General features: G+C 63.0%; 7 protein-coding genes. 6 read left to right on the top strand and 1 reads right to left on the bottom strand.

Annotated features, from left to right (window positions below; translation table 11 throughout):
• Positions 1 to 516: 516 nt before the first annotated feature.
• Positions 517 to 3471, top strand: a complete 2955-nt coding sequence (locus tag ATJ93_RS19950; RefSeq protein WP_245977726.1) for a glycosyl hydrolase 115 family protein — start codon at positions 517 to 519, stop codon at positions 3469 to 3471.
• 27 nt (positions 3472 to 3498) lie between these two features.
• On the opposite strand, the gene ATJ93_RS19945 is transcribed toward ATJ93_RS19950, so the two are convergent.
• Complete coding sequence (locus ATJ93_RS19945) at positions 3499 to 3702, bottom strand: hypothetical protein (protein WP_120246402.1); 204 nt, start codon at positions 3700 to 3702, stop codon at positions 3499 to 3501.
• 215 nt (positions 3703 to 3917) lie between these two features.
• Here ATJ93_RS19945 and ATJ93_RS19940 point away from each other — a divergent pair, with 215 nt between their 5' ends.
• The 5 genes from ATJ93_RS19940 to ATJ93_RS19915 all read left to right on the top strand — a co-directional run bounded on the left by ATJ93_RS19940 (position 3918) and on the right by ATJ93_RS19915 (position 13860).
• Positions 3918 to 5702, top strand: a complete 1785-nt coding sequence (locus ATJ93_RS19940) for an ABC transporter substrate-binding protein (protein ID WP_245977724.1) — start codon at positions 3918 to 3920, stop codon at positions 5700 to 5702.
• Between the two features lie 76 nt (positions 5703 to 5778).
• The gene (locus ATJ93_RS19935) at positions 5779 to 6774 is read left to right on the top strand and encodes an ABC transporter permease (RefSeq protein WP_120246400.1); all 996 of its coding nucleotides are present in this window, start codon (positions 5779 to 5781) and stop codon (positions 6772 to 6774) included.
• Positions 6761 to 7918 (top strand): ABC transporter permease, encoded by a 1158-nt coding sequence (locus ATJ93_RS19930; protein ID WP_245977721.1) that lies wholly within the window; start codon positions 6761 to 6763, stop codon positions 7916 to 7918. The genes ATJ93_RS19935 and ATJ93_RS19930 overlap by 14 nt, the downstream gene beginning before the upstream one ends.
• 115 nt (positions 7919 to 8033) lie before the next feature.
• Complete coding sequence (locus tag ATJ93_RS19925) at positions 8034 to 10220, top strand: ABC transporter ATP-binding protein (protein WP_120246398.1); 2187 nt, start codon at positions 8034 to 8036, stop codon at positions 10218 to 10220.
• 700 nt (positions 10221 to 10920) lie between these two features.
• Positions 10921 to 13860, top strand: coding sequence for a rhamnogalacturonan lyase family protein (locus ATJ93_RS19915; protein WP_170155615.1), 2940 nt, complete (start codon positions 10921 to 10923; stop codon positions 13858 to 13860).
• The last annotated feature ends 22 nt before the right edge of the window (positions 13861 to 13882 follow it).

Genomic DNA, 13882 nt, shown 5'->3' with positions numbered 1-13882 from the left:
ATGGACAGTTCTTCGTTCGGTTTCGACGAACACTGGAATAGCACTTGAGGGTACCGACAGCCGAACGGGGGCGACCCGTCTCGGTCGAGTCACCACTGCCGCCGAACGGTGGATTCTGACTGTGCCGTTCGCTGCACCGAGTACGGTGAGAGCGGATTCGTGAGTTCTCGTCCACCGGATGTGTCGAGCGTTACCGACCGTATATCGGGACATCCCCGACATTCCGTCCGGTATGATCGGACAGTCCGGAAACGACCGCTATCTAAGCGAACGACCGGTCGTGTCACGTCTCTCGATATTGTATGTACGATCATTACGTTCTATTTACGGCTGTACCCGTGTAAATGTCGAGTGCCGAATTCCCTCTAACAGTTATCCGGCTACACCGGACGGTGTGAGATAGAACCACGCTTCGTCTCAGTACCGGGAAGCAGTTTCAACTGAGCGGTTCGTCACCGGACGGATCGCCGTCCTCACCCGAACCTACAAATAAGCAAGCCGCAATGAATGGCGCAGATGACGGGAACGGATGACCACGAGATTGCCGTCCTCGAGGGTGACGGCACTGGAGACGATGAGACACGCGCGGGGACAGCGACTGTCGTTCCGCTGGTCGGAGATGCAACGGCACAGATCCGATACGTGTGCGACGCGTCAGTCGTCGAAATCGCTGCCGACGATCTGCAGGCCGACATCGACCGCGTTACCGGCCAGTTGCCGACCTGCGATTCCGGTCTCGACGATATCGGCGGACGAGCGATCGTCGTCGGGACGTACGGCGTCGACGAGGCCTTCGATCGAACGATCGACCAACTCGCGACCGACGGCGAGTGTGACCACGGTCTCGAGGCTCGCGAGAGCTACGTTCTCTGGGCCGGATCGGGGACGGACGCGCCGTTCGGCGCGGACGAGGCGCTGGTGATCGCGGGCAGCGATCCCCGCGGCACCGCCTACGGCGTCTACGAATTTGCCCGCCGTCTCGGCGTCTCGCCGTGGTACTGGTGGGCGGACGTACCGACGCCCGAGCGCGACGCCGTCCGCGTCACCGCGGGCCTCGAGCGAGACGGGCCGCCGTCGGTTCGGTACCGCGGGCTGTTCGTCAACGACGAGGATTTCGGCTTTCGCGAGTGGGCCCAGCGGACGCACGACCCGTCGGCGCCGGACGGAATCGGGCCGAAGACCTACGAACGGGTGTTCGAACTGCTCTTGCGTCTCAAGGCGAACACGATCTGGCCCGCGATGCACGAGGGGACGAAGGCGTTCTATCGGTGCGACGGCAATCGCGAGGCCGCTGATCGATACAGCATCGTCGTCGGCACCTCCCACTGCGAACCGATGCACCGCAACAACGTCGACGAGTGGGACACGGCGACGGACGGCGAGTGGAACTACGAGACCAACGCCGAGCGCATCCGCGAGTACTGGGACGACCGCGTCGCCGAGGTCGCAGGGTCCGAGAACGTGTTCACCGTCGGGATGCGCGGAATTCACGACTCCGGTATGCCCGGCGGCGACACCCGCGACGAGCGCGTCGCCCTCCTGCAGCAAGTGCTCGAGGATCAGCGCGACATCCTCGAGGTGCACCACGAGTCGTCGGCCGAGTCCGTCCCGCAGATATTCTGCCCGTACAAGGAGACGCTCGACCTCTACCGAAACGGCCTCGAGGTGCCCGACGACGTTTGTATCGTCTGGCCCGACGATAACTTCGGCTACCTCCGGCGCCTGCCGACCGAGGAGGAGCGATCGCGTTCCGGTGGCCACGGCCTCTACTACCACCTCTCCTATTGGGGGCGACCGCACGACCACCAGTGGCTCTGTTCTGTTCCGCCGGCGCTGATCCGCGAGGAACTCCACCGGGCGTACCGCCACGACGTCGATCAGCTCTGGATCGCGAACGTCGGCGACATCAAGCCTGCCGAGACGGAGACCGAGTACTTCTTCGAATTGGCCTGGGACGTGGAGGAGGTCGCGGCTCGGTCGACGACCGACTGGCTTACCGAGTGGGCCGCCCGCAAGTTCGGCCCGTCCCGCGCGAGCGATATCGCCGACGTGCTCGCCGAGTACTATCGACTCGCGCTCGCTCGCAAGCCGGAGCACGTCGGCTGGAACTCGGTGTACCCCGATACCGAGAAGAACGAACCGACGTTCAGCGCGATCGATCACGGCGACGAGGCTCGGCGACGCCTCGAGGCGTACGAGCGAATCGGCGAGACGGCTGCAGCGATTCGCGAGGACCTGCCGTCGGAATCGCGAACGGCGTTTTTCCACCTCGTCGAGTATCCCATCCGCTGTGCGCGAGCGATGAACGAGGGTGCGCTCGAGGCGATGCGAAGTCGACTCTACGCGGGACAGGGCCGGACGGGTGCGAAGACGTACGCGGAGCGATCGCGGGCGGCGTTCGAGCGAATCGACGCAGCGACGGAGCGGTACAACGCCTCGTCGGACGGGAAGTGGCGCGGGATGATGTCCGCGAGCCCGCGGGACCTGCCGGTGTTCGATCCGCCTGCGACCGGACGCGTAACTGACGACCAGGGGCCAACACTGGACGTCACCGTCGAAGGGGCAGCGGGTGTCGCCGGTACCGGACCGCGGGACCGCCGGTTGCCGACGCTCGTCCAGGGCGTCGATCACCCCCGGTTCGTCGACTGCTACAATCGCGGCACGGGGACGATCGAGTGGTCGGCGACCGTCGACGACGAGTGGATCGATCTCGAGCGAACGGCGGGGACCTTCGACGAGGACGACCGGCTGTGGGTCAGCGTGGATTGGGACGCCGCACCCGATTCGGCGACGACCGGCCGGTTCCGGATCGAGGGCGCCGGGCGGGAACTCGAGGTGACAGTCCCGATCCGACCGCGGGAACAGCCGTCGCGATCGGCAGCTGGTGACGGAAGCGAGTCCGGAGCGACCGACGGGCGGGCGCCGGTTTTCGTCGAATCGAACGGTCGCGTCGCTATCGAGGCCGACCATCCGACCGCCGTTGAACAGGGAGCCACGCGGTGGGTGCCGATCGAGGGGCTCAGCCGAACGACCGGGACTGCAATGGTCAGTCGTCCGTTCGACAGTCCGCACCTCAGCGCCGACGCGATCCGCGACCGGGCGGCTCGTCTCGAGTACGATTTCGTGGCCGAGGCCGGCGACGTCCGCGTCGAGGTTCAGCTGCTGCCGACCCACGCGTCGACGGACGGAACGCCCCATCGGTACGCGATCGCGATCGACGACGCCGAGCCGACGGTTGTGGATTTCGACGCCAACGGCGGCGAACACGATCCGCAGTGGCAGCGGAACGTGCTCCGGTCAAGTGTCCACTCGAAGACTGACCACGAACTCGATCGGGCCGGGCGTCACACGCTGTCGCTGTACGCGACAGATCCAGCCGTCGTCGTCGACCGGGTGCTCGTTCTCACCGACGGCGAGAGTCGTCGATCGTATCTCGGGCCGCGCGAGACGCGCGATCGACCGTTGGACTGAGGTCGGTCGTGCGCTTGGTGACCGAACTCAGAAGTGATCGAACACGTCGATTTGGAAGTACGTCAGGATCGCGACGATGGCCAGCATTAACAGACAGAGCGCGGCCGTCATTGTCGCGACGACGTACGAGCCGGTACCGGGTTCGAGATACGGATACGAAAATCCCAGCAGAACCAAGAAGAGCACGTTGATTCCGAACACGAACTTGAGCACCGGACGAGTACGATCCATCGATTGACTAATGGGGGGCCATCGGATCATAAGTTTTCCCCAGCTACCACCGCGATGAGCGCTGCACTCGGTACTAGTAGTGTTTGTAGCCAATTGAGTAGAAAAATATATATGGTTCTATCATGAACACGTGATCGATGCCAACGAATAGCAATGGTTCGAACAGTGCAATTACTCGACGGACTGCACTGAAGAGTGGGCTGGCAGGGGGTGTTGTGGCACTGGCCGGCTGTACTAACAACTCCGGCAACGGTGTCGATAACAGCAACCGCGAGCCGGTTGAAGAACGGGTCGACAAACGGTTTACGAAGGCGCTCCACCGCGGGACCTACGGAATGGACAACGCGTCGTGGAATCCCTACGACCCGTCTAACGAGATGGCGAACTTCGACCCGCCGGGGCTGATCTTCGATCCGTTGATGGTCGAATACCAGAGCCACGGTACGTTCCAGGGACTCATCGCGGACAACTGGGAGAAAGAAGACGGATCGGTGCTCGTCGAGATGAGCGACGAGTGGACGTGGCACAACGGCGATCCGGTCACCACTGCTGATCTGGTAACCGATCTCGACATTCGGTTCCGAATCTCCGAGATCACGTCCCCGGATGATCCGGCGAGTACGTATATCGAAGACTACGAAGCCGTGGACGATTACGCCATCCGATACCACCTCCACGACGACTTCACCATCGAGTCCGTTCTCACCAACGAACTCGCAGAAGCGCCTCTGTTCATCAAGGAGGACGTCGGGAACCCCTCCTTCGGCCAGTGGCGTGACGACCTGATGGACGCCGACGCGGACAGCGACGAGGCGACGACACTCGTCTCGGACTTCCAGGAGTGGTCGCCCGAACTCGACGAAGTCGTCGGGAACGGCCCGTTCCAACTCAAAGAGGTCACGGACACCGCCCTCGTCGCGGAAGTCTACGACGACCATCCCAACGCGGACGATATCTACTTCACCGAGTACGTTATCGAGCACCACGAAGACCAGGTGCTGGCGTTCATCGAGGAGCAGGTCGACGCGATCGCGCTCAACCTACCGGAGTCGCCGGACCTCATGCAGCAACTGCCGGAGCACCACGAGATCAACCGGGACTACGATCACCTCTGGTCGGTCCTGTTCAACTTCGGTGACTACGACTGGCCCAACTCGCCAGCCAACAACCCAACCAACCAGCCGATCACGTCGGACGAGCGGGTTCGAAAGGCGATCGCGTGCGCGCTCGATCGTGAACAGATCTTTGCGTCGGTCCCCGAGGAATACGATCTCTACGAACTCCCGCCGACATTCCTCAACTCGACGGCGGTCGAAGAGGGACTGGTCGACATCGACGGGTACGACAACTACGATGTCGACCACGATCGCGCGACCGCCCTCATGGAGGAGGCCGGATACCAGCGCGATGACGGCCAGTGGTACGACGAGGACGGCGAGCCGGCCGAACTTACGTTGCTCGCTCAGTCGAGTACCGCCGTGCAGGTCGACGGACTCGACGCAATTCGACACCAGCTCGAAGAGTTCGGCTTCACCGCAGAGGTCGATGCCGTGGACGAAGCGACCTACGGCGAGAGCCGGTTCAACGGCGACCACGACATCATCTTCGACAACCACCCGGTGTTCTCCATCATGGGGCTGACCTACGTCGACTTCGTCTGGAACTGGTTCGCGCAACTGAACCACGTGGACTACGAGAACGAGACGTGGGAGATCCCCGCGGAGATCGGCAACCCGGATGCCTCCGACACCATGGAGCTCAACGTCATGGACGAGATCGAGCAGCTGCACCTCACCGGCGACGACGAGTACCTCCAGCGGCTGACCTGGTGGTACAATCAGGCGCTGCCGATGTACGGCTGCGTGATCGCCGGCGACTACGGGGCAATCAACGCCAACGAATGGCACGTCGATGCCTCGGACGAAATGCTCGACAACCGCGTCTGCGAGTTCAATCTGGTGCGACTGCCGGACGGCGATCTCCGTCCGTACCAGGAGTAAGGCTCTCAGGCGATTACGGGGTTTTATAACGGTAGATAACAATACTAATGATGCCGTACTACGACGTGGTCATACAATGAATTGGAAGATACGACGGCTTGGTCAGGCCGTATTTACCATCTGGGCAGTGATGACCCTCGCGTTCGTCATGACGCGAATGATGCCCGGGAATCCGGTCGACGCATTCGTTGCACGAATCGGACCGGAGCTCGACAATCCGCAGGAGGCCTACGAGCTCGCGGAGATTTACATGAATATCAACCCACAGGACCCGATCCACGTTGCCTACGTGGACTACATGGTTGCCCTTGCTCAAGGTAATATGGGTCACTCGATGAGCCAGAACGCCTCAGTCGCTGCGATCATGGGCGATGCGATCCCGTGGACGCTGTTCGTCATGAGCTGGGCGGTGTTCCTCAGCTTCACGGTTGGCATCTCGCTCGGTGCGCTCATGGCCTACTGGGAGGGCAGCAAGTTCGACGTCGGGCTCACAGGCTACGCGACGACGATCACGTCGATCCCGTTCTACGTGCTCGCGCTCTTGCTGTTGATCACATTCGCCTACCGACTCAACTGGTTCCCGACGTCGGGTCGTCGACCGACGGGCGTCGAAGCCGGGTTCAACCTGCCGTTCATGTTGGGGATCCTCCACCACGCGGCGTTGCCCGTCCTCTCGATGTTCGTCGCGTCGGGCGCGGCATCGCTGACGATGCGAGGCAACAGCGTTCGCGTCCTCGGCGAGGATTACCTCCGCGTCGCCCGACTTCGCGGGTTGCCCGACCGAACGATCGCCGTCCGGTACGTCGCCCGCAACGCGATCTTGCCGATGTACACCGGATTGATGATCTCTCTCGGGACCATGTTCGGCGGCGCCGTCGTCCTCGAGGAGATCTTCGCGTACAGGGGCATGGGCTACTACATGATTCAAGCAGTCCGGGCGCGCGACTACCCGCTGATGATGGGCGCGTTCACGATCATCACGATCGCCGTCGTCATCGCGCTGTTCATCGCCGACCTGACCTACGGTAAAATCGATCCCCGTGCAGGAGGTGAGGGCCGTGAAGCGTTCTGACGACGAGTCCTCGGAACCGCCGAACGGGCGATCGGGCGACTCGATCGACCAGTTCGTTCCCGAGCAGTCCGTGGAAACGACTGCCGAGGAACAAACTGACGAGACAGCCGCGCAGATGCGAAGCGACGGCGGCACGATCGGAACGGACTCGCCGTTCGAAACGACTGCCTCCGTCGCGGAGACGCGCAGCGACCGGATCGATCGGTTCCTCGAGGAGTACATCCGAACACCGTGGTCGATCCTGCGCAGCGACTGGCGAGCGGTCGTCTCGTTCGGCATCCTCGGGATCTACTTCCTCATGGCCACCGTCGGCGTCTATCTGGTCGAGCCGACCCATCCGGCCCACGGACCGCAGTTGTTGGGCGCGTTCGAGAACTGGGACTTCCCGCTCGGGACCACGGTCGCGGGCAGGGACGTGTTCGCGATGCTGATCCACTCGACGCCCTCGATCCTCATCATGATGGCGTCGGGTGCGGTCTTTACCGTCGCCGTCGGTACCATCTTCGGTGTCGTTGCCGGCTACAAGGGCGGAACGATCGACACCGTGCTCAGCACGATCACCGACATATTCATCAATATTCCCGGCCTGCCGCTGGTGATCGTCCTCGCGACGCTGCTCGAGGCCTGGATCAACAACCCCGTCACGCTCGGCGTACTGTTGGCGGTCGCCGCGTGGGCGGGGCTGGCTCGAGCGATTCGCTCGCAGGTGTTGACGATCCGCAGCGAGTCGTTCGTCGAGGCGGCGCGGGCGATGGACCTGTCGACGCGGTGGATCCTCCTCCGAGAGATCATTCCGCACCTGATGCCGTACATCGTGGTGAATATGGTGAACGCAGCCCGCCGGATCATCTTCGCAGCCGTCGCGCTGTACTTCCTCGGCGTGCTGCCGTTCTCCGACGCCAACTGGGGCGTCATGCTGAACAACGCGTACAACGCCGGCGCACTCTACCGGCCGTCTGCGTACCACTGGCTGCTCGTTCCGATGATCGCTATCTCGGGGATCGCGATCGGGCTCATCCTGCTCGCGCAGTCGCTGGACCAGGTGTTCAACCCGCGCATCAGGGCGCGCCATCAGGATCTGGGCGACGACGACCAGCTGGAACCGGACTCCGAAAGCGACACCAAGGACATGATGAACGTATGATTTCGGCTACGACGAATGCGACTTCGGTACGACCGACTCGACCGATTCGACGACCGTACGCGCACGCCAACGTCGATCAAAGCGACGACCGGCGGACCGCACTGGAGGTGTCGCGATGACGGTCTCGCAGTCGGCAGCGGACATCGACCGACCGAACGAGGACGTCATCATGAAACTCCGAGATACCTCCGTCGCGTTCGGCATGAACCGCGGACAGTCTCGTGTCCTCAATGACGTCGATTTCGACGTCCAGCGCGACGAAATCGTCGGCGTCATCGGCGAATCCGGCTCCGGAAAATCGATGTTCGCCTCGGCGATGCTCGACGCCGTGCCCGAACCGGGCGTCACGACCGGCGAGGTGACGTACTATCCCGAGGACGGGGAGCCGATCTCCGTCACCGACCTCTCGAAGGAGGGACTCCGCCAGTTCCGCTGGGAGGAGGTCTCGATGGTCTTCCAGGGCGCGATGAGTTCGTTCAACCCGGTCCTGAAGATACGCACTCACTTCGTCGAGACGCTTAGCGCCCACGACTACAACGTCGAACGGGGCCTCGAGCGCGCGAAGGAACTTCTCGAGGACCTGTACCTCGAACCGGAGCGCATGCTCGACTCGTACCCGCACGAACTCTCCGGCGGAATGAAACAGCGCGTGCTGATCGCGCTGAGTCTGGTCCTCGATCCGGAGATGCTCGTGATGGACGAGCCGACGGCGGCGCTTGACCTGCTGATGCAGCGGTCGATCATTTCGCTGCTCGAGGATATCAAGGAGAAACACGACCTCACGATCGTCTTCATCACCCACGACCTGCCGCTGGTCGCCGACCTTGCGGATCGACTCGCCGTGCTGTACGCCTTCGAGTTCGCGGAGGTCGGGCCGGCCGACGAGATCCTCGCGGATCCCGCCCATCCCTACACGCGGGCGTTGCTGAACGCGACGCCGAACCTCTCGGCCCCGCTCGAGGAGATGCGGCCGATCGAGGGCGAGAGCCCCGATCCGGTCAACATCCCGGAGGGGTGTTCCTACCACCCGCGGTGTCCGCTCGCCGACGACGAGTGTCGGGCCCACGACCCCGACGCCTACGACGCCGGGACGGACCACGACGTCTACTGTCACCACTGGGAGGACTCGATCGAAAACATCGATAAAGCGTTCGCTAAGTCAGACTCGAGCGACCTGGTCAGGCGGACGGCCGCCGATCGGACGGCAGCCGAAGAGCCGGTCGTGTCGTTGAACGATGTCGAGATAGAGTTCGGCTCCGAGAACGACGGGTTACTCGACTTCGGCGATTCGGACGTGGTTACTGCCGTCGACGGCGTCTCGCTCGACATCTACGAGAACGACGTGGTCGTTCTCGTCGGCGAATCGGGCTGTGGGAAGACGACGCTCGGGAAGACCGCCGTCGGACTGCAGCAGCCGACCGATGGGACGATCGAGTACAAGGGACGGGACATCTGGGAAGGCAGCGGCAACAGTAGTACCCTTGCCGACAAGGAGATTCGACGGGCCCTCCAGATCGTCCACCAAGACCCCGGCAGTTCGCTCAACTCCCACCACCGCGTGCGGACGATTCTCGAGACGCCACTCAAGCGGTGGCACTCGGATCTCGACGGAAACGATCGCCGGGAGCGGATTTTGGGGATGCTCGAGTACGTCGGGATCAGTCCACCGGAGGACTACATCGACCGGTACCCACACCAGCTCTCGGGCGGCGAGAAACAGCGGGTCGCCTTGATCCGCGCAATGTTGATCAATCCGGATCTCATCCTCGCCGACGAAGCAGTGTCGGCACTCGACGTCTCGCTGCGGGTCAGCATGATGGACCTGATGATCGAACTGCAGGACACGTTTAATACGTCGTTCCTGGCGATCTCACACGACCTCTCGAACGCCCGCTACTTCGCCGAGAAGACCGGCGGCCGGATCGGCGTCATGTACCTCGGGGAACTCGTGGAGATCGGCTCGCCCGAGCAGATCATCCACAATCCGCAACACCCCTACACGCAGGCGCTGCGCTGGGCGACGCCGGAACTCGATCGTGCTGAGGACACCGACGAGAACCCGATGCGGACGATCGACGTTCCCGACCAGACGAACATGCCCTCGGGCTGTCGCTACCACACGCGGTGTCCGAAGGCCCGGGAGGTCTGTAAGACGGAGAAACCGGAGATGATCGACTGTACCGACGAGGACGGCGTCCAGCACACCGCCTGCTTCCGCGCGCTCGAGAACCACGAGTACTGGGACAGCGAGCCGATCGCGGACGACCCACCGACCGCGGAAGGGACAGGCAACGCTGACTGATCGCCGTCAACGACTCTTCGTTTTCTCTGTATCGCGGATGACGGTTGTCTGCTGTAAAACGGACGGCGACAATCCAATGCTTCAGCCAGAATCAGCCGCGAGTACCCCGCTGTGAGAGCGTCACTCCAACGTGGATTGCGACACCGAGGAGAACGAGTGCAATACCCCAGATGCCCAAGATCGCGGGCCAGATGCCAGTGTTGACGATAAATGCGATGACGGTAACGATAAGTCCGACAGCAGCAGTCTGTAGTGCGTACGAATCTTGGAGCGGACCGAGAATCGATGTCTCGGCTGATCCAGCCCGGTCGAGACGACTCGCTTGCGTATCGTCGCCAGTATCGGTGGCCATACACCCATGTTATCGTGAACCGTGTTATCTGTTTCGGAGCACCATGTCGTCCCCTTCATCTTGCCGGGTCGCAGCTACTCGAGATCGAGAGCCGGCCTCGAGCGGGACTCGACGAATAACGACAGGGCGACCGGAAGCGAGACGACACGAACTCCCGCCGCTCGAGTCGGTGAAATGACGACCGTACGCGGTGAGTTCGACGTTGCAACGGGTGCTGCATGACCCAATCAGTATCGATTCTGTCGTAATCGACGCTAATCTTAGCTCACCTACATAATTTTTATATTACATGCTGTGGTCGGAGAATGTGCGGTGTGAGAGACAGTGACAGATCCAAATACGAGCGATATGAGCAGCCAACGGTATCGACGCGAGATCCTAAGCGGGATGGCAGCCGGATCGACGGCGGCGGTCGTCTCCGGCGTGGCCACGGCGTCCCACGGTCAGGGTAACGCCCGCGGAAACGGCAAGCAAAAGCACGGCTCGAAACGACAGGCAGAGGCCCTCGACCGCGGCCTCGTGGCCGTGCCGTCCGGCGACGGGGTACTCGTCCGCTGGCGACTCCTCGGAACCGAGCCCCGCGATCTGGGGTTCCACGTGTATCGCGACGGCGAGCGACTGAACAACAAACCGATCACCGAGAGTACGAACTACTTCGATCCCGACGGAACGACGGACTCGACGTACGCGGTTCGAGCGGTCGGCAACGGTCGGGCCAGCGGCAGGAAGGACGGCGACCGGAAACCCGGGATGTCGGAGTCCGTCGAGGTTTGGGACGAACAGTACAAGGAAATCCCGCTGAACAAGCCCGATCCCGTCGAGGGCGAGGACGGCGAGACGGTCACGTACCACGCCAACGACGCGAGCGTGGCCGACCTTACGGGCGACGGCACGCTCGACATCGTCCAGAAGTGGACCCCGTCGAACCAGAAGGACCCCTCCCAGTCGGGGCACACGAGCGACGTCCTGTTCGACGCGTATACGATAGAGGGAGAGCACCTCTGGCGGATCAACCTCGGCCAGAACGTCCGGGCCGGCGCGCACTACACGCAGTTCTTAGTGTACGACTTCGACGGGGACGGCAAGTCGGAGTTCGTGGTTCGGACGGCCGACGGGACTGAAGACGGGGTCGGCAACGTCATCGGCGACCCGGACGCCGACTGGACGAACGACGACGGCTACGTTCTCGAGGGGCCGGAGTATCTCACCGTCTTCGACGGTGAGACCGGGGAGGAACTCGCGACGGAGGAGTTCCAGCCCGCGCGGGGCGACCCCTGCCAGTGGGGCGACTGCTACGGGAACCGAGTCGACCGGTTCCTCGCGGGGACTGCCTACCTCGACGGCGAGCGACCGAGCATCGTATTCACGCGGGGCTACTACGAAAAGACGATGCTCGCCGCGTGGGACTTCCGGCAAGGCGACCTCGAGTTACGCTGGCTCTTCGACAGCGAAGACGGGAACGAGGACTACGAGGGCAAGGGCGCACACAGCCTGGCCACCGCGGACGTCGACGGCGACGGGAAGGACGAGATCGTCTTCGGCGGGGCGGTCATCGACCACGACGGCACCGGCCTGCACACGACGACGATGGCCAACCCCGACGCCCAGCACTGCGGCGATTTCCTCCCGGATCGGGAGGGCCTGGAAATCTTGGTCCCCGCCGAGTATCCGCCTGAGGGGGAACCGAGTCTCTCGATGCGTGATGCCGAGACCGGCGAGTATATCTGGGCCGTCAGGAACGGTGAGGACGTTGGCAGAGCGCTGGTCGCGGACATCGATCCGAGATACTCCGGCGCGGAAGCGTGGGGCGGCGAACCGCTCTCCAGCGACGGAGTGGGGACGTACAGCGCTCGCGGTGAGCAGATCAGCGAAACACCCATCAATTCCATCAACTCGGCTATCTGGTGGACCGGCGATCTGCACCGCGAACTGCTCGATCACGACTTCCTCGGCTGGGACGAGGGATACGGGGTCGGCTGGATCAAGAAGTGGAACCCGGAGACCGAAGAACTCGACCTATTGAAATCCTTCGAGGGAACGCGCTCGAACAACTCCTCGAAGGGCAACCCGTGTCTGTCGGGGGACATTCTCGGTGACTGGCGCGAGGAGGTCATCTGGCGGGCCGAGGACAGCAGCCACCTGCGTCTGTACGCGACGCCCCACGAGACGGATACACGGCTGTATACGCTGTTGCACGACCCGCAGTACCGGACCGGTATCGCCCGGCAGAACGTGGGCTACAACCAGCCGCCGTGGCCCAGTTTCTTCCTCGGCCACGGGATGGACGATCCGCCGAAACCTAACATCATGACCTCGTTCGAGCCCGCGGGACACGACCGACTCGCCGAGATATCCGCGAGCGAAACCGACGCGACTCCCTGCGACCAGATCGAATTCGAAGCGGTCGACCTGACGGGTAACGGCAACAAGGTCCGTTCCCTGACGTGGGAGTTCGGCGACGACACGACTGCGACGGGATGGTCGGTCAGTCACACCTACGACGAACTGGGGACGTATCCCGTCAAGCTGACCGTGACGGCCAAGAACGGGGAGACGACGACCGACTTTGAGACGATCACGATCACCGAAGCGGAGCCGCTAGCGCGGGCCGTGCCGAGTGCGACCCGCGTCGACGTGGGCGAGTCCATCGACTTCGAGGCGGAGGACGTCTCCGGCGACGAGGAGTCGATCGACACCCTGACGTGGGAGTTCGGCGACGGCACGACTGCGACGGGGTGGTCAGCTACGCATAGCTACGACGGTCCCGGCGAGTACACCGTCACGCTGAACGCCACCGCCGAAAGCGGTTGTACGACATCGTACTCCGAGACGATCACGGTCGACCTCACGGAGGGCACCTACCGTCTAACCTCCCAGCTCAACAGCGACGACATCGTGATGAGCGCCGACGGCGAACTCGCCGACGGGGCGAACGTCTACAACGACACCGTGGGCGAGGCCAGCGGACAAACGTGGAGGGTGATCGAACTCGAAGACGGTATCTACCGCATCGCCGCGGCTGACAACGAGGACCTCGTGCTGGAGGCCGCCGACGGCGGTACCGACACCGGCACGAACCTCGAGCTCGGCCAGTGGGAGGGCGCCGACTACCAGAAGTTTGCGGCGGTGCCCGAGAGCGGCACGGGCTACACGCTCGAGCCGACCCACGCTAACCTCGCGGCCGACGTCTGGGAACGTGATCCCGATCCGGGCGCGGACATCCGCCACTGGAACGTGACCGGCGCGGAGAACCAGCTGTTCGCGTTTATCGACCCCGACGGCGACTAACCGATCGGAGTCGCGTAGTCAC

The sequence above is a fragment of the Halopiger aswanensis genome, assembly GCF_003610195.1.
Lineage (GTDB): Archaea > Halobacteriota > Halobacteria > Halobacteriales > Natrialbaceae > Halopiger > Halopiger aswanensis.
The sequence above is the reverse complement of the archived record's forward strand: the minus strand, read 5'-3'. Positions and strand labels throughout refer to the sequence as shown.

Coding starts and splice junctions, on each gene's coding strand:
- ATJ93_RS19950 (WP_245977726.1), top strand. CDS start 517: ATGACGGGAACGGATGACCACGAGATTGCCGTCCTCGAGGGTGACGGC.
- ATJ93_RS19945 (WP_120246402.1), bottom strand. CDS start 3,702: ATGGATCGTACTCGTCCGGTGCTCAAGTTCGTGTTCGGAATCAACGTG.
- ATJ93_RS19935 (WP_120246400.1), top strand. CDS start 5,779: ATGAATTGGAAGATACGACGGCTTGGTCAGGCCGTATTTACCATCTGG.
- ATJ93_RS19925 (WP_120246398.1), top strand. CDS start 8,034: ATGACGGTCTCGCAGTCGGCAGCGGACATCGACCGACCGAACGAGGAC.
- ATJ93_RS19915 (WP_170155615.1), top strand. CDS start 10,921: ATGAGCAGCCAACGGTATCGACGCGAGATCCTAAGCGGGATGGCAGCC.